Raw genomic sequence first — 17,815 nt, 5'->3', positions numbered from 1 at the left:
TGGCGCGGCGGCTTTGGCGGGGGGCGGGGGTGGCCGTGGTGCGCCGGGCGGCCGTCTGCAATTCGCGCTCTACCATACGTGGCATTTCACCGATCGCGTGCTGGTGCAGCAGGGTGGCCCGTCGCTCGATTTGTTGCGCGGCGATGCGATCGGCGGCAGCGGCGGTCAGCCTCGCCACGAACTGGAAGGGCAGGCCGGTTACAGCAATAACGGCATCGGCGTGCGTCTGTCGGCGAATTGGCAGAGTGCCACCAACGTCAATGGCGGCACCGCCGCCAATCCGCAGGACTTGCATTTTTCGGATCTGGCGACCGTCAGCCTGCGTCTGTTCGGCGATCTCGGGCAGCGGCTTGAGCTGGTCAAGAAGCACCCCTGGATGCGGGGAATGCGCGTCGCGGTCGCCTTCGACAACATCTTCGATTCGCGCCAGCGCGTGACCGATTCGAATGGCACGACGCCGGTCGCCTATCAGCCCGATTATCTCAACCCGCTGGGGCGGACGGTGCGGGTGTCGATCCGCAAGCTGTTCTTCTAAAGGTCGATAGCGGCCATGCTTTTCTGGCATGGCGGCTGAACGGCGCGGGCGGTTGACGCGCGGGGCGGTGGCCGTAAGTGAGGACGCACGTTTCCAGGAGTGTCCGCCATGAAGACCCGCGCCGCCGTCGCCTTTGAAGCCAAGAAGCCGCTCGAAATCGTCGAACTGGATCTGGAGGGGCCGAAGGCGGGCGAAGTGCTGGTCGAGATTATGGCGACCGGCATTTGCCATACCGATGCCTATACGCTCGACGGGCTCGACAGCGAGGGCCTGTTCCCCAGCGTGCTGGGGCATGAAGGTGCTGGCATCGTGCGCGAAGTCGGTGCGGGGGTCACCTCGGTCAAGCCGGGCGACCATGTCATCCCGCTCTACACCCCCGAATGCCGCCAGTGTAAATCGTGCCTCAGCGGCAAGACCAACCTGTGCACCGCGATCCGCGCGACGCAAGGGAAAGGGCTGATGCCCGACGGCACGACGCGGTTCAGCTATAAGGGCCAGCCGATCTTCCACTATATGGGCTGCTCGACCTTTTCGAATTTCACGGTGCTGCCCGAGATCGCTGTCGCCAAGATCCGCGAGGACGCGCCGTTCAAGACCAGTTGCTATGTTGGCTGCGGCGTGACGACGGGGTGTTGGCGCGGTGGTCAACACCGCCAAGGTGCAGGTCGGCGACAATGTCATCGTGTTCGGTCTGGGCGGGATCGGGCTCAACGTGCTGCAGGGCGCGCGGATGGCGGGCGCAAGCATGATCGTCGGCGTCGACATCAACCCCGACCGCGAGGAATGGGGCCGCAAGTTCGGCATGACGCATTTCGTCAACCCGAAGGATGTGGGCGACCTGGTCGCGCACCTCGTCGCGCTGACCGATGGCGGCGCGGATTATACTTTCGATTGCACCGGCAACACGACCGTGATGCGCCAGGCGCTGGAAGCGTGCCATCGTGGCTGGGGCACCTCGATCATCATTGGCGTGGCCGAGGCGGGCAAGGAAATCAGCACGCGCCCGTTCCAGCTCGTTACCGGGCGCAACTGGCGCGGGACCGCGTTTGGCGGGGCCAAGGGGCGCACCGATGTGCCCAAGATCGTCGACTGGTATATGAACGGCAAGATCGAGATCGACCCGATGATCACGCATGTCCTCTCGCTTGAGGAGATCAACAAGGGGTTCGATTTGATGCACGCAGGCGAGAGCATCCGCAGCGTGGTGGTGTATTGAGCGCCTTGCGCCTCCCCCCGTTGGGGAGGCGCAGCGGTTATTGCCGCGCCCGCAGGGTAACACCGATGACGCGCGGGTCGCTGGGAGTGCCGAGGATCAGGCCGGAATTGCCCGCCTGGATCGTCAGATTCTGGATGTAATTGGCGTTGAACAGGTTGCGCACGAACAGCGCGACTTCGAGCCCGCTTTTGCTGCGCAAGCCGAGGCTGGCGTTGGTGACGTTATAGCCGTCGATCAACGTGTATTTCGACAGGCTGGGGTCGCCATAATAGCTGGTGCGCCAGCTTGAATCGGCGTGCAGGATCAGCGCGGCGCTGCCCACCGGCAGCGTGTAGTCGCCGCCGATCGTGGTCGACCATTTCGGAAGTCCGGCGAGCGGACGACCAGTCAGGTTGCACGCCGTGGTCGCGGCGGTCTGCACCTCAAGCGGGCAGGGGCCAGCGGGATAGTTCGCATACGTGCCATGTGCATAAGCGACGTTGCCGCGCAGTTGAAAGGCGCGGGTGACGTTGGCGGTAACATCGGCCTCGAAGCCCTTCACCGTCACCTTGGGAATGTTGGAAAGGTAACCGCGCAGCGCCACGGTTTGCGAACTGTCGACGATCGTCGCCTGAAAATCGCGGACATCGGTGTAATAGCCTGCGAGATTCGCCACCAACCGGCGGTCGAACAGCGCCGCCTTGATCCCGCCTTCATAGGTGGTGTTGAGCTCGGGCCGGATTACGGCGGTGGTCAGCACCGGCTGGTTGGCGGTGTTGAGCGGCAGACCCGACAAGTTGATCCCGCCCGATTTGAAGCCACGCGCATATCCGCCATAGAGCATCACGGTGTCGGTCGCCTGCCAGGCGAGATTGGCGCGGCCGGACACGTTGCTCTCGCGGTCATGCGCGACATAGCTTTGCGGGCGCAGCACGCCGAGCCGCGCGTTGAGCAGCGTCGTATTGGTCGTGGCGGGGCCGCCGAACACGGTGGTGTCGTACGTACCGTCCTTAATTTCATAGGTGTGGCGCAGGCCGCCGGTCAGGGTAAGGCGCGGCAGGATCTTGTAGTTGAGCTCGGCAAAGGCGGCATAGCTATCTTCCTTCAGCCGGGTGTGGCCGTCCGTGCCATAGCCGTCGAGCAAATTGGCGGGCACCGCGACGGCGGGCGTGCCGGTGGTCTGGCCGATCAGATAATAAGCCGCCGCCGGGCCGTAGATGCTGATCGGCTCTCCCGTGATTTTCTGGTCGAAGAAATACAGGCCAGCGACATAGCCGAGCCGATGCTCGCCATTCGAGGCGAGCCGCAGTTCCTGGCTATATTGATCCTGGCGCGACGGGATGTGCTGGCTGAGCTGGACCGGGATGCCGGTATAATCACGGTCATTGGCGGCATCCCAGTTCCAGAAGCGCCACGCGCTGACCGAGGTGAGAGTTGCGAAACCGACATTCCAGTCGGCAATCGCCGAGACGCCGCCTTCATTGGTGTTCACGCCCAAGGCTGCGTCGATATCGGTGACGCGGTCATACGGGTTGGTGCTGGGCGGGGTGTAGTTGAACAGCGCCGCCAGCGCCGGATATTGCCGGGAAGGGGCCCGCAGGCTCTGGCCGACGCGCAGATAGACCTGGGTGCAGCATTCGCTTTCGAAATTGGTGAAATCGCCGGTCACGCGGAGCTGGAAATCGGCGGTCGGCTTGAACAGAATTTGCGCGCGCACCGCCTGATTGCCGATGCCGTTTTCCTTGGCACCGGTGCGGACATTGTCGATCACGCCGTCGCGCCGCGTGACCAGTCCCGACAGGCGGAAGGCGACGGTATCGCCGATCAGCGGCCCCGAGGCGGAGGCCTTGGCCTGGACGAAGTTGTAGCTGCCAACCGACAGCTCTTCGCTCGCTTCTGGGGTGAAGGTCGGCGCGCGGGTGGTGATGGCGATTGCGCCAGCAGTGGTGTTCTTGCCGAACAGCGTGCCCTGCGGCCCGCGCAGCACCTCGATCTGCTGAATATCCGAGAAATCGAACGCGGCGGTGGCGGGGCGGGCGTGATAGACTTGGTCGACATAGAAGCCGACGCCGGGTTCCAGCCCGTCATTGGCCTGGCTGACCGCGACCACGCTGCTGCCGAGGCGCGGATGGTGAAGGCGGTGTTGCGCGGGTTGGCGGAACTGTAGTTGAGCGCGGGGACCAGCAAGCTCAACTGGCTGGTGTTGACGGTGTAGGACCGGTCGAGCAGCGCGCCGCCCACCACCGACACGGCGAGCGGCACCTTTTCGAGATCCTCCGCCCGCTGGCGCGCGGTGACGACGATGTCGCTATTGGTATCGAGGGCGGCGTCGGCTTTGGGTGCGTCGGCGTCTGGCCGGGCGTTGGCGACACCGGGCATAAGCGCCATCACGGCAGCCACCGAGACGGTGGCGATAACAAAGGTCGACGGTCGCATACAAATCCCCAGCTTTGACCTGCGGTGCTCCGCATTGGCGACTCGCTATATATAGCCGGATATAGATATTGGTAGCGGCGGTCGGTCTTGTGCTGCTTTTACAGCACGATCCTCCTCATTTCAGCGTCGGGATCCAAGCAGCGTTGGAGCAGGTCAGGGCGTGCAATAGTGGTCGAGAAAGGCCTGATGCGTCGGCATCCGCGCAACCGCGCTTGCGATGTTGCCCTTCAGGTCACCGAGCGCGCGCTGCATATGCTCGATGCTGAGCATATGCCCCATATGGTGATAGCTGGCGGGCTCCAGCCGTTGCCCGAGCATCACCTGCAACCAGGAATCGGCCTGGAACAGATCGTCGGCGGTTTGCGGGGTGAGCGCGGCTTCGCGGAACAGCGCGATGCGCTGCGCGAGCGTCGCCGGGATGTCCATCGTGCGGCAGCGGTCCCAGAACGGATCGTCGCTGCGCTCGGTCAAATGATAATGCAGGATGATGAAGTCGCGCACGCGCTCCAGCTCGGTTTCGGCGAGCGCGTTGTAATGCTGCACCAGTGCGGGCTTGATGCCGTTGAACGGGAAGGACTGGATCAGGCGGGTGATGCCGATCATGATGAGGTGAATGCTGGTCGATTCCAGCGGCTCGACGAACCCGCTGGCGAGCCCCAGCGCAACGCAATTCTTGTCCCACACGCGTTTGCGGCGACCAGTGACATAGCGGATCAGCCGCGGGTCGGTGATGGTCTCGCCGTCGATGTTCGCGAGCAGCTTGTCGTGCGCGGCGTCGTCCGACAGATAATCGCTGCAATAGACCAGGCCATTGCCGACGCGGTGCTGCAGCGGGATCTGCCATTGCCAGCCAGCCTCATGTGCGATCGCGCGGGTATAGGGCAGAGCGGGCTGGACGGCCTTGGTCTGCACCGCAAGCGCGCGGTTGGTGGGCAGCCAGTGGCTCCAATCCTCATAGCCCGCCTTCAGCGTCTGTTCGATCAGCAGCCCGCGAAAGCCGGTGCAATCAATGAACAGATCGCCTTCGATCCGGCGGCCATCGGCCAGATCGAGCGCTTCGATAAATCCCGTTTCGGGATGCTGATGAACCTGGCCGATCTTGCCCTCGACGCGGGTTACGCCGCGCGCCTCGCTGAACTGGCGCAGGAAGACGGCGTAGCGCGATGCGTCGAGATGATAGGCATAGTTGATCTTGGCGTCGGGGCCGGTGGCGAACTTGCCCGCTTCGGCTGCGGTCAGCTCGAAACAATAGTCGCCCAGCGCGCCGCCGGTGCCCTCGGCGCGCGCGCGCAGCCACATATGCTGGAAATCGCCCATCCAGATCGACTGGCCGACGCGACCGAAGGAGTGGATGTAGCGATCCCCCCGCCGCGCCCAGTTTTCAAAGGCAATGCCGAGTTTGAAGGTCGCTTGCGTCGCGCGCATAAAATCGCGCTCGTCGATCTCGAGGAAGCGGTGGAAGGTGCGGATCGTCGGGATCGTCGCCTCGCCGACGCGACGGTGCCGATTTCGTCGGATTCGATCAGTACGATGTCGAGCAATGGCCCCAGATGCTTGGACAAGGCCGCAGCGGCAACCCAGCCAGCCGTGCCGCCGCCAGCGATGACCACGCGCTTGATCGTCTGCGTATCGGCGCGGGGAGGGGCGGCGGTCATCGGTTCAACCTTTGCAGCAAATGCGCGCGCAAGCGGCGGGCGGTCAGTTCGTCGAGCGGCGCGAGCGGCCCGCGCGCCGCTTCGGGAAGATGGTCGGCCGCAGCATCGGCCGGGCCGAACACATAATGGTCGAACAGCGCGCGCCATGCCTGCTTTTCGGTCAAAGGGCGGTCGCGCAGGCTGAGCAGGCCGTGCAGCAGCGTGGTCATCGGCGTGTCGAGGAAGCGCGGGGCCGCATTCCACCAGTAATTGACCAGCACGTTGAAGGCATCCAGCGCCTCGACATTGTGCCACCACAAGGCCGGATAGACGAGCACGTCGCCGGGTTCGAGATCGAACACCTGCGCGGTCTCGAGCGCGGCGGCGAAGCGCGGGTAGCGATCGAGATCGGGCGCACGGAGATCGACCATGCTGACCACCTGTCCGCCGGGGGTCGGCTCGAGCGGGCCGGGATAGAGGTTGGCGACCTGATCGGGTGGGAACAGCGTGAAGCGCCGCCGCCCGACCAGACAACAGGCGATGTTGTTCGACATGTCGTAATGCGTGGCCGCCGTGGTGCGATTGCCGATCCAGATGCTCGCCAGCGGCGTGGCACCGCCAAACGCCTCGGGTGGAAGGGCCAGATCGTTTTCAGCACGAAAGCCGGGGAGATAGGTGTCGAGGTCGGTCGAGCCGACATACAGGGCCTCTGCATGAGGATCGTCGCGGGTGGCGAGCATCCGGTCGAGAAAGGCATCGAGCTTCACGCGCGTCGCGGTGAAGTTCATCGCGGTCATGTCGGCATTGTAGAAGAACCGGCCGCCAATCTCGGGCGGGCCGCTATACCCGACCACCGCGGTGCCGGTGTAGAAGGACTTGAGATAGGCCACCGCCGTCTCGGGCCCCTCAAGGCCCTTGGCGACCAGCGGCCAATCCCGCACCAAGCCGCGCAGGACGACAGGCTGCTGCTGCGCGATCAAGCGCGCCGGATCGAGCAGCGGCTCCGGCGCGGGGGGCGCTCATGCCGGGACCGGCGCGGCCGTTTGGGGTTCGCCCAATTCGGCGCGGCGCTTGCGGTTCTTGAGCTCGATCAATCGCGCGACATTGCCGAGCGATGAGGCAATCTGAAAGGCATGCCGCAAATAGCCGCTCTGGTTGAGCGCGTGCAGCGCCGTGGCGTCGAGCCGGGCCAGACGATCGGTGCCGATCGTGAAGCAGCCGGGCACATCGTACCGGGTATGCGCGTCGAGTGCGATTTCCAGCGTGACGGGTTCGATCAGATCGGCCTGTTCGAAGGCGGCGAACATCGCGTCGTGCTGCTGATGCCCGTCGTGGATGACCTGCAACACCCGCACGATATGGTCGAGATACGGCGACGATCCGCCATGCGGCAGGAACACGGCCTGTGCATTGGGGCTTTGCGGTGCAGCGGCGATGCGCGGATGGTCGAGATCGACATGCAGCATCGGCTCGCGCCGCGCCTGGCCGTCGACCGTGCGATCGACCAGGCCAATCAGGAACGGCCCGCGCTGGTGGATCACCGGGATGTGCCGCGCCTGCCAACCGGTGATATCGAGAAACAGATTTTCGTCGCGGTCGAGCCCGAGCAGCGCGACTGCGTAAAAACGTTCCCGCGTCGTCGCGGCGGAACAGAATGGGATAATCGCGCTGCGCCTCATCGATTTCGCCGGGAAAGAGGACGCATTCGTTCACCGCATCGCCAAAGAGAGCGGAATAGCCGATGGCGACGCGCAAATCGGCATGGGCGATGGTGTCGAGAAGAACCGTGTTGGTCATACGCTGTGGTAATCGCCGATCGGGATTGCGCCAAGCGGCACGCGATCCGTGCGACCGAAAGCCTCCAAAAAAATTACCGGGTGCTCCGCTTCCGAAGCACCCGGCAAGGTGGAGGAAATCAGAAGCGGTAGCGTGCGCCGAACAGGAAGCGGCGTTGCAATTCCTGGGCGAACCAGACGTTGCTTTCCGAGCGGCCATAGGTCCGCAGGCTCGCATTGGTCAGGTTGATGCCTTCGACCGACAGCGCGATCTTCTTGTTGAGATCGTAGCTGATGTTCATGTCGAGCTGGCCGAACGCCTTGGTGTAGACCGGGTTCTTGTAGCTGTCGCGGTTGAGCTGCGACAGGAACTTGTCACGCCAATTGTAGCTGAGCCGTGCCGAAATGCCGTGCTTGTCATAGATCAGCGTGGCGTTGGCGGTGTTGCTGAGGCCAGTCAGCGCGAACTGATCGACATTGGGGTCGCCGCCATTGTTGAAGCCAACGTCACCCTTCACATACGTGAAGCTGCCCGAAACACCGATGCCGGTCTGGCCGAAGAAATATTGGCCGGCGATTTCGAAGCCGTAAATCTCCGCATCCTTGTTGTTGATCGGGCGCGAGATGGTGAAGTTGTACAGGGGATCGGACGACGAACCGTTGATGTCGACCGCTGACAGGATCTGGTTGACGAAGGCCTGGTCGACCGTCTTGGTGACCGAGCTGTAATGCGCGTTGAACTGCGTCGCCGCCGCCGCTGCGCCATCCCGCTGGATCAGCGCGGAATAGGTGAACAGGTTGACGTCGCTGATATCGGCACCCAGCGCACTCAGCGCCGCCTTGGCCGTTCCCGACAGCGTTCCCGCAGCCCCCGAGCTCGGATCGCGCAGGCCGAACAGCGAGCCGTTTGAAAGCCCCGTGCCGATGAAATTGTGCACGCGTTTGTCGAAGAAGCCCGCCGAGAAATAGCTGTCGGGCTTGAAATAATATTCGAACGACAGATCGAAATTGTCCGAGATCAGCGGCGCGAGATTGGTGTTGCCGGTGTTCGCGGTGGCGACGCCGCCGATCGCGGTTGGCCGCGACGGTGCGAAGACGCTCGTCGAGGCGAACAGATTGTCGTAATTCGGTCGCGCGATCGTCCGGCTGGCCGAGAAGCGACCGATCAAATTGCGCTTGAGTTCGACCTGGAAATCGAACGACGGCAGGATATTGTCGTACGATCCATAGCCGCGCAGCGTCTGCGGCGTGGCTCCGACGCTGATCGTGAAGTCGTTATCGGCAACCCAGGCAATCTGGTTCGGCACCGCCTGCAGCGAAATCGCCTCGTCCTTGGTGTGTTCATAGCGGGCACCGGCGACGAGCGTCGCATTGTGCCCTGCGATCTCGCCCTTCCAGGTGACCTGGCCATAACCCGCGTAGATCGTTTCCTTCACGGTGTTGTTCTGGCTCGCGGTGATCGACACCGCGTTGCCCTTTGCGGCATAAGACGACGACAGCGCATTGTAGAGCGTCAGCGCGTCGCCGCGGAACGCGATCAGATTGGGACCGGTGCCCTTTGGATCGTAGCTGTTGAATTTGCACAGCAGACAGAAGTCCTTGAGCACGCCCGGCGCGATCTTCTGGACGTCGCCGGGGAAATCGACGCTCCAATTGCCCAGCGTCTGCTGGGTCGAGGTCAATTGCTGGTTGGTGTCGGTATCGCGATAGAGACCGCCGAAATCGAAGCGGCTGCCGCCTCCCAGATCCCAGCCGAAATCGGCGCGGATTTCCTTGACCTTCTGGCGCTGGCTGGTGGTGTAGGTGCGCCCGATCGACGAGCCGACATCGTTCACGTCGAGTACGCCATTATGGTTGCCGCCGGGGATCGACGCATCGCTGATCGAGATGTCCTGCACCGGGATTTGACCGCTATAATCGACCGAGTGCGCGGTGATGACGTTGGCACCGAGACCAACCAGCGTCGAGCTGGTGCCGTTGCTGTTGTTGGGCAGCACCGACGATTTGCCGTAATGGCCGTCGATCGTCAGCGTGAAATTGTGCGCGATGTCCCACTTCGCGTTGAGGCCGTAATCCTCAAGCTGGTTCTTCTGCGCGCGCGCCTGTTGCTCGAAGCCGGTGTCCTTCACGCCGGCAATGGTCTCGTGCAGATAGGTAGTGGTGGCGACCGCCTTGTTGCTGTCGAAGGTGACGACGTCGAACGGGCGGTTGAACCAGTTCGATTCATCCGAGCGCTGCTCGTCCTGAAGCGTGCGCGCAAACAGCGCGTCGGCGGTGATGGTCAGCGCGTCGGTCGGCTTGAACTGGACGATCGCCTGGCCGTTCAGACGCTGATATTTGTCGTCCGAAAAATGGTAGCGGCTGTCATTGGGGACCGAGACCAGCTGGTTCGGGTCGCTCGGCTTGTTATTGATCTTGGTCGCGGCGTTGACGAAGCCGTTGCTGGGGTTGAGGAAATCGGCGAGCGTGCGGATATTCCAGGCGTTCGACGTCGCCGACACGGTCGAGAAATGCCGTTCCTGATAGCTGCCGAACAGCGACACGCCGAAGGTCTGGTCGGGGTTCGACCAGCTCGCCAGCCCGGTGATTTCCGGGGTGACTTTCGAGCCGCAATCGACACAGTCATTCGCGCTGGTGTCGTAGTTGAGCTTGCCGCCGAGCGTGCCGTTGAAGCCCGACTGGCGCGAATCGAGTGGACGCCGCGTCACGACGTTGATCGTCGCACCGATACCGCCTGATGGGACCGCGGCACGGCCGGTCTTGTAGACTTCAAGCGTCTTCACGCCTTCCGACGCAAGGTTCGAGAAATCGAACGAGCGCGTCACACCGACGGTGCCGTCGGCGCTTTCGTCGCCGCCCACCGTCTGGACGTAGGACGAGGCCAGCGTACGGCCATTGAGGGTGACGAGATTGAAGCTCGGGCCGAAGCCACGCACGGTGACCTGCGCGCCCTGGCCGTTGACGCGGTCGATCGATACGCCGGTGATGCGCTGCAGCGATTCCGCGAGGTTGGTGTCGGGAAACTTGCCGATATCTTCGGCTGAAATCGCGTCGACAATGCCGGTCGAATTGCGCTTGATCGCGATCGACCGCTCAAGGCTGGCGCGGACGCCGGTGACGACGATGTCGTCGCCCGTCGTCGAGTCGGCAGTCTTGCTCGCGTCCTGCGCCGCCGGCGTGCTCTGCGCATGCGCGGCCTGCGGGAGCGCGAGCCCCGCAGCAAGCGCTACTACCGAAGCCGACCAGACGTAAGCCGACGCTTGACCAAAGCCCTTCATTGAGCCCCCCTCCCAAAATGACGTGGCCTTATCTGGCCACTGAAACCCCATGCCGAGCCCCCAACGAGTTCGACATGATGAGCGCTACCAGATTGTCTTACGTTGTCAACAGCGCTTTGTCGCGTTGCGGGCCTGCGGGCGATCGCCTCGGCGCAGCCTTGCAAACAAAAATCATATGGTGCGGCGCACAAAATCACAGGAAATTCGCCAACTTCCCGGCGTGCTGAGGCGAAGGCAGGGCGCAGGGGAGGAGGTGCCGCCCGCCCGTGGGAGTCCGGTTCGGCATTCCTCGATGCGGCTGCGATGGTGTCAACGTTATCAGAGGCATCTAGCGCGCGGGGTTTTGTTCTGGTCTATTGCGGGCGGATCTGGGTTTGAGTGGCATGAAACGAACGACGATTGTTGATGTGGGGCGGCTGGCAGGGGTTTCGGCCAAGACCGTATCGCGGGTTCTGAATGACGAGCCGCATGTCAGCGCAGCGGTAAAGCAGCGGGTTCGGGCCGCAGCCGATGCGTTGGATTATCATCCCAATGTGTTTGCGCAGGCGCTGGTCCGCCGCAAATCGCATATGATCGGGCTGGTCTATGAAAATCCGAGCCCGAGTTATGTCGTCGAACTGCAAAAGGGCGTGCTGGAGCGGCTCACCAACGAACGCTATCGGCTGGTGGTGATCCCGATCCGATCGGTGCAGGAAAATGCCGCCGAGGTGGTCGGCCTGTTGCGCTCGGCTGCGCTGGATGGGGTAGTGCTGGCTCCGCCTGCGTCGGATCATCCGTTAATTCTCAGTCAGTTGAAGGAAGCGCGTATTCGCTGCGCGCGGATCGCGCCGACACGCATGATTGAGGCTGCGCCCAGCAATCTGGTCGACGACGTCGCTGCTGCGCGCGAGATGGCGGCCTATGTGATCGGGCTTGGGCATCGCGAAATCGCGATCATCCGCGGCGACCCGACACATCCGTCGACCGAGGCGCGCATGCTTGGCTATATGCAGGCCTTCCATCAGGCGGGTCTCGAATTGCGCTTCGACCGGATCGAGCCCGGCATGTTCACCTTCGACAGCGGGCTTGCGGCCGGGCGCAACATCCTCGCACGCGCTGACCGTCCGACTGCGATCCTGGCGCAGAATGACGATATGGCCGTGGGCGCGATGATGGCTGCACGGGAGATTGGACTGTCGATTCCCGAGCGATTGTCCGTCGTTGGTTTCGATGATTCGGAGGTGTCGCGAATCACCTGGCCGCGCCTGACCACGGTGCGCCAGCCGGTGTTCGAAATGGCGGTGGCGGCGACGGAAATGGTGATCGCGCAGCTCGAGGATCGCGAGCCGCTGGCCCGCGTGTTGCATTCCCATACCCTCCTAGTGCGCGAATCCGCTGCTCCGCCGCACGCCTAGCCAAATGCTAAATCGCTGGGAATCTTGGTATTATGCTGCCGGCGACCTTGGCTTCAATTTCGTGTGGCAGTCGATCGAACTGTACCTTCTGTTTTACTATATTCGCGACCTGGGCATGGCACCGGGAGTTGCTGCGGGGATTTTTCTTGCTGGCGCTGCGGTCGATTGGGTGACCGATCCCCTGGTCGGGGCGGTGGCCGATCGGTTGGCACCGCGCGTTCCGCTGCGCGCGTGGGTATCGGTTGGAGGCCCGCTTTCGGTGCTGCTATTGTGCCTGGCTTTCGCACCGCCGCCGGTGCCTGCGGCATGGGTGCCGGGTTATGCGCTGTTGACCTATTTGGGGCTGCGCTTCTTTTATGGCGTCGGAAATATTCCTTATGGCGCGCTGACTGCACGGATATCGCCCGACGCGAACGATCATATGATATTGACCAGCGCGCGCATGCAGGGGGCAGCGCTTGGAGGCTTGATCGCGGCCCTGACCTACGCGTTGCTTCCGACCGGGCGGGTTGGGGGCGCGGATTTTCGGTTGGGCGCGCTCATTCTCGCGGGATTGGCGATGCCGGCTTTTCTGGCGACGAGCTGGGGCACGCGGGAGCGCGTGGCCCCCCCTGCGACCGCTCGCCTGCATCTTGGTCGCACCATCGCCGAAATGTTCACGCTGGTGCTGCGATCCTCCGCGTTGCGGCGGCTGATGGCCACGATTTTGATGGTCGGGTTGGCTGTTACCCTGCTCAACAAGTCGTTGCTGTTCTTGTTCGACCAGGTCGGGGCCGCCGATATCGGCTATTACGTTGCATTGAGCCCATCATTGTCGCTGTTGTTGACGGCACCGCTCTGGAGTCGACTGGCTGAGCGCATCGGGCAGGCGCGCACCTTGCGTTTGGGCGCGGTGCTGCTGTTTCTGGCAATCTTGTTGGCTTTTGTCAGCCAGGGCCTGGCGTCGATGCTCGTTTGCATCACGCTGTCGATCATCGCGGTCCAGGGGATGTCGGTCATGTTCTGGTCGTTGGTTCCCGGGGCGGTAGCGGCGTGTGAACAGGAGGCGCATGCTGCGGGATATGCGGTGCGAGTCTATGCGGTGGCGACGATCACGCGCAAACTGGCTCAGGCGCTCGCGCCGCAATTGATCGCGATCGCGCTGTTCGCGCCGCATGGGTCGATCCTCATGATCCTTGCGGCAGTCGCCTTTCTCACGGTTCTGGTGGTTACCTTTTTCCCGCCTGTCGAAGAGCGTGCGATCACGGCCGGGCCTTGACAGCGCGTTGTCAACGTTGTCAACAACGCGCCACGGATCCGCCGTTCAGGTGATGACCGGTTTTCTGGAGGAGGGGGCATGATCCCGAAGCTTGCGGTTTGCGCTGCATTTTCCGTTGTCGCCGGTGCAGGTGCGCTGCCCGCCGCTGCGCAGGTGGCGACCCCCGTCGTGCACCCCGCCCTCTGGCCCGAAGCCGTGTGGCCGGTGGCGGCAAAGCGCGATGACGAAGCGCGAATCGCGGCCCTGCTTGAGCATATGACGGTAGAGGAAAAGGTCGGTCAGGTGATCCAGGCCGACATTGCCAGCGTCACGCCTGACGACGTGCGTCGCTATCATCTGGGCTCGGTCCTCAATGGCGGCAATTCCGGGCCTGGCGGTGACGATTTCGCGCTCGCGCCGAAATGGCTGGCCTTGGCCGACGCCTTTTATGATGCCTCGGTCGATCGGTCTGCCGGAGGATCGGGTATCCCGATCCTGTGGGGCATCGATGCCGTCCACGGGCATAGCAACATCATCGGTGCGACGTTGTTTCCACAGAATATCGGGCTTGGTGCGACGCGCGACCCTGCGTTGATCGAGCGGATCGGTGCCGCGACCGCCGCCGAAATCCGCACCACCGGCCAGGAATGGACCTTCGCGCCGACCATCACCGTGCCGCAGGATTATCGTTGGGGGCGGGCTTATGAGGGCTATTCCTCCAATCCCGATCTGGTCGCCAGCTATGTCGGACGAATGATCGTCGGCCTGCAGGGCAAGCCCGACGGCAGCCGCATTCTGGCGGGCCCGCACGTTCTGGCGAGCACCAAGCATTTCCTCGCCGATGGCGGCACCTTCGAGGGACGCGACCAGGGCGATGCCAAGATCAGTGAAACCGATCTGCGCGACATTCACGGCAAGCCGTATCTCCCCGCCATTGGGGCCGGGGTCGCCACCGTGATGACCAGCTTTTCAAGCTGGCAGGGACAAAAGATCGCGGGCAGCAAGGGGCTGGTCACCGACGTGTTGAAGGGCCGGATGCATTTCGGCGGGTTCGTCGTCACCGACTGGAACGCGCATGGCCAGATTGCCGGGTGCAGCAACGAAAGCTGCCCGCAGGCGATCAACGCGGGCGTCGACATGTATATGGCCCCCGATAGCTGGCGTCCGCTTTACGCCTCGTTGCTCGCGCAAGTGAAGGACGGCACCGTGCCGATGACGCGGCTCGACGATGCGGTCGCGCGCATTCTGCGCGTGAAGTTCCGGCTCGGCCTGTTCGAGGTCGGCAAGCCCTCAACGCGTCCGCTTGCGGGCGACTGGAGCGTGCTTGGCGCGGCGGCGCACCGCGCGATTGCGCGCGAGGCGGTGGGCAAGTCGCTGGTGCTGCTCAAGAACAACGGTGTCCTGCCGCTGAAGCCACAGGCCAACGTCCTGGTCGCAGGCGATGGTGCCGACGATATCGCGCGGCAATCGGGCGGCTGGACCATCACCTGGCAGGGCACCGGGCTCGACAATAGAAAATTCCCCGGTGCGACCAGTCTTTGGGCCGGCATCGAAAACGCGGTCAAGGCAGGCGGTGGCCATGCCGAATTCGCGCCCGACGGCACGTTCAAGACGCGGCCCGATGCCGCGATCGTCGTGTTTGGCGAAACGCCCTATGCCGAGTTCCAGGGCGACATCAAATCGCTGCAGTTGCGCGCCGACCTGCGCGGGCCACTGGAGACCATGCGCCGTTTGAAGGCGCAGGGGATCCCGGTCGTGGCGGTGATGCTGACCGGGCGACCGCTGTTCGTAAACCCAGAACTGAACGTCGCCGACGCGTTCGTCGTCGCATGGTTGCCCGGCACCGAAGGGGCGGGGGTGGCCGACCGGTTGTTTGCCGCCAAAACCGCCGCCGCGCCGTTCACCGGCAAATTGCCCGCCGCCTGGCCGATGACCGCAAAGTCTGGCGATGCCCCGTTGTTTCCCTTCGGTTACGGCCTGACCGGACGAGAGGCCGCGATGCCTTGGAGGGCTTTGCCGGAGGACCCCGGTGTCGCCGACGCCGGGACCGATGGCGTCTATTTTACAGCCGGGCGGGCAACGCCGGGCTTTTCCCTGGAAATTGGCGATGGTAGCGGTTCCGGCACCCGCATCGCCACCCGTGCCCGCGCAGGCGCTTGGCGGGCGCGTAAAGGTGACGGCAGTCGACTATGGCGTGCAAGAGGGCGCGCGGCACGTCTCCCTCGCTGGCGGCGGGCCGCAGACGATTGCAGTGCAGGCGACGGAGCCGCTTGATCTCGGGCGGCAAAACAATGGGGACGTGATGCTCGTCACGACGCTGCGGGTCGATCGACCGGTCGGATCGGATGTGACATTGGGGGTTGCGTGCGCCGGGGCGTGTCGCGGCACCGTTGCCATTCCGGCCGCCGCGCTCCCGGTGGGGAGCTGGCGCTCGATCGCCGTTCCGTTCAAATGTTTCGGCAAAGCCTCCGAGATGACCCGGGTTGCTGCGCCCTTCGTTCTGCGGACCGCATTGCCGCTGGAGATCAGCGTGGCACGGATCGCGACCGGGATGAATGCCGATACAGTTTTGCGGTGTGGAGGATAATACCGGGCGAGCTTGCGCCGGATTCGGTGCCGAAATGGCGAGCGGCAGTGGCGGCAAATTACCGAGAATGCGTTGACCTGTCGCCCACGAATGTGCCAGTGACGCCGGATCGACGACGCGGCGGGCAGCGAGGGAGATAACCCCTTCGATTTGCACGCAACGCGTCGGCTTTGCGGGTGTAGCTCAATGGTAGAGCAGAAGCTTCCCAAGCTTACGACGAGGGTTCGATTCCCTTCACCCGCTCCATCCTACCATCCACCGACGTCCATGCGGGGCTTTGCAACCCGCTGAAATCCGCGGTATTTTCTCTCCATCGGGCCAGTGAAGGTTGCGCGCATCCATGCGTAGCCGGGCAGATTGGGGGCCTTTCGGGGGCCTCAACCGAGCTGGTCAATGTGGGAGGCCCCCAAAGTGGGGGCCTCGTGTCAGGAGACCCGGAGAATATGGCACTGAGTGACATGGCGATCCGCAAGGCAAAGCCGCGCGAGAAGCCTTACAAGCTGGCGGATGGCGGCGGGCTCTATCTGCAGGTTCAGCCGAGCGGCGGGAAGCTGTGGCGGCAGAAATACCGGATCAACGGCAGCGAGCGAAAGCTGAGCATCGGACCCTATCCGGAAATCAGCCTCAGCGAAGCCCGGAAGCGACGCGATGCGGCGCGTGAGCAACTTGTCACCGGCAAGGACCCCTCGCGCGAGAAACAGAGGGAGAGGCTGCGCGCGCAAACCCTCGCCGCGTGCACCTTCTCAATCGTCGCCGCCGAATATTGCGACAAGCGCAAGCGCGACGGGCACAAGCCCTGGGCACCAGCGACCGCTGCCCGCAGCGAATATTTGTTGAGCCTGTTGGAGAGCTCGATCGGACGGCTCGCGATCACCGACATCGAACCTGCTGACGCGCTCGCCGCCATTCGCCGGATCGAGCGCAAGGGCAATCTGGAGAGCGCCCGGCGCACGCTGCAACTGGCGGGCGCGGTCTTCCGATACGCCGTCGCGACGGCGCGTCTGGCGTCAGACCCGACGCGTGATCTGCGTGGGGCGCTGGCGGCGCCCAAGGTCACGCACTACGGCGCCATCATAGAGCCGAAACGGGTCGGCGCACTGCTGCGCGCATCGATGGCTATGAGGGCTTCGGCATCACCAAGAATGCGTTGCAGATCGCGCCGCACGTCTTCGTCCGCCCCGGTGAGCTACGCCACGCGGAATGGAGCGAGTTCGATCTGGAAGCTGGCCTGTGGATTATCCCTGCCGAGAAGATGAAGATGCGAAAAGCCCACCATGTCCCACTGTCGCGGCAGGCAGTCGAACTCTTTAAATATCTGCAAGGGATCACAGGGCCTTCGGGTTATGCCTTTCCCTCGGTCCGCAGCCGGGCGCGGCCGATGAGCGAGAATACTCTGAATGCGGGACTGCGACGGCTGGGCTATACCAGCGACGAAATGACCGGTCATGGATTTCGCGCGATGGCAAGTACCCTCCTCAACGAGTCCGGAAAGTGGTCGTCCGACGCCATCGAGCGCGCCCTTGCGCATGGTGATAGCGACAAGGTGCGCGCGGCTTATCATCGCGGGGCCCACTGGAAAGAACGCGTGGAGATGGCCCAATGGTGGTCGGATTACCTCGACGACCTGCGCAAACAGGATAGCAAATCCAGGGCAGCGGCCTTTGGGACGATCGACATCGTCGTCCTCGACGTGTCCGAATCCGCCGCTTCAGGGCCCAAAGTCGTTGCCTAAGGTTGTCCCATC

5 protein-coding genes, 1 tRNA gene and 7 pseudogenes are annotated in these 17,815 nt (G+C 63.4%); 8 read left to right on the top strand and 5 right to left on the bottom strand.

Features of this window, described 5'->3' with window-relative positions; genetic code table 11:
• Both NW75_RS04565 and NW75_RS04560 read left to right on the top strand, forming a co-directional pair.
• A pseudogene (locus tag NW75_RS04565) lies at positions 1-535 on the top strand (TonB-dependent receptor); the annotation flags it as partial.
• Between the two features lie 108 nt (positions 536-643).
• Positions 644-1,751, top strand: a pseudogene (locus NW75_RS04560) (S-(hydroxymethyl)glutathione dehydrogenase/class III alcohol dehydrogenase).
• Positions 1,752-1,788: 37 nt separating this feature from the next.
• On the opposite strand, the pseudogene NW75_RS04555 reads toward NW75_RS04560, so the two are convergent.
• The 5 genes and pseudogenes from NW75_RS04555 to NW75_RS04535 form a co-directional block, all read right to left on the bottom strand.
• A pseudogene (locus NW75_RS04555) lies at positions 1,789-4,166 on the bottom strand (TonB-dependent receptor).
• Between the two features lie 153 nt (positions 4,167-4,319).
• Positions 4,320-5,821, bottom strand: a pseudogene (locus NW75_RS04550) (tryptophan halogenase family protein).
• Positions 5,818-6,780: a cupin-like domain-containing protein gene (locus tag NW75_RS04545; protein WP_331385978.1), complete on the bottom strand. Its 963-nt coding sequence runs from the start codon at positions 6,778-6,780 to the stop codon at positions 5,818-5,820. Before NW75_RS04545 ends, NW75_RS04550 begins: the two are co-directional and overlap by 4 nt.
• A gap of 39 nt (positions 6,781-6,819) precedes the next feature.
• Positions 6,820-7,597 (bottom strand): annotated as a pseudogene (locus NW75_RS04540) (SapC family protein).
• Between the two features lie 118 nt (positions 7,598-7,715).
• A complete protein-coding gene (locus NW75_RS04535) occupies positions 7,716-10,853 on the bottom strand; it encodes a TonB-dependent receptor (RefSeq protein WP_033964015.1) in 3,138 nt (1,045 codons plus the stop codon).
• A gap of 383 nt (positions 10,854-11,236) precedes the next feature.
• On the opposite strand from NW75_RS04535, the gene NW75_RS04530 reads away from it, so the two are divergent.
• The 6 genes and pseudogenes from NW75_RS04530 to NW75_RS04510 all read left to right on the top strand — a co-directional run bounded on the left by NW75_RS04530 (position 11,237) and on the right by NW75_RS04510 (position 17,803).
• Complete coding sequence (locus tag NW75_RS04530; RefSeq protein WP_081988630.1) at positions 11,237-12,247, top strand: LacI family DNA-binding transcriptional regulator; 1,011 nt, start codon at positions 11,237-11,239, stop codon at positions 12,245-12,247.
• A 4-nt stretch (positions 12,248-12,251) separates the two neighbouring features.
• Positions 12,252-13,505 (top strand): MFS transporter, encoded by a 1,254-nt coding sequence (locus NW75_RS04525; protein WP_033964014.1) that lies wholly within the window; start codon positions 12,252-12,254, stop codon positions 13,503-13,505.
• Between the two features lie 78 nt (positions 13,506-13,583).
• Positions 13,584-15,407 (top strand): annotated as a pseudogene (locus NW75_RS04520) (glycoside hydrolase family 3 protein); the annotation flags it as partial.
• Between the two features lie 127 nt (positions 15,408-15,534).
• Entirely contained in the window at positions 15,535-16,071 is a 537-nt protein-coding gene (locus tag NW75_RS25885) for a putative glycoside hydrolase (protein ID WP_331385976.1), read from the top strand.
• Between the two features lie 172 nt (positions 16,072-16,243).
• Positions 16,244-16,317: transfer RNA gene (locus NW75_RS04515), tRNA-Gly, on the top strand.
• A gap of 197 nt (positions 16,318-16,514) precedes the next feature.
• Positions 16,515-17,803: pseudogene (locus NW75_RS04510) on the top strand (tyrosine-type recombinase/integrase).
• The last annotated feature ends 12 nt before the right edge of the window (positions 17,804-17,815 follow it).

The organism is Sphingomonas sp. Ant H11, assembly GCF_000797515.1.
Classification (GTDB): Bacteria; Pseudomonadota; Alphaproteobacteria; order Sphingomonadales; family Sphingomonadaceae; genus Sphingomonas.
This window is presented reverse-complemented; position numbering and strand designations above follow the sequence as displayed.

Bases quoted from the DNA above. Each gene is read 5' to 3' on its own strand.
- NW75_RS04530 (WP_081988630.1), top strand. From the start codon at position 11,237: ATGAAACGAACGACGATTGTTGATGTGGGGCGGCTGGCAGGGGTTTCG.
- NW75_RS25885 (WP_331385976.1), top strand. From the start codon at position 15,535: ATGGCGTCTATTTTACAGCCGGGCGGGCAACGCCGGGCTTTTCCCTGG.
- NW75_RS04525 (WP_033964014.1), top strand. From the start codon at position 12,252: ATGCTAAATCGCTGGGAATCTTGGTATTATGCTGCCGGCGACCTTGGC.
- NW75_RS04535 (WP_033964015.1), bottom strand. From the start codon at position 10,853: ATGAAGGGCTTTGGTCAAGCGTCGGCTTACGTCTGGTCGGCTTCGGTA.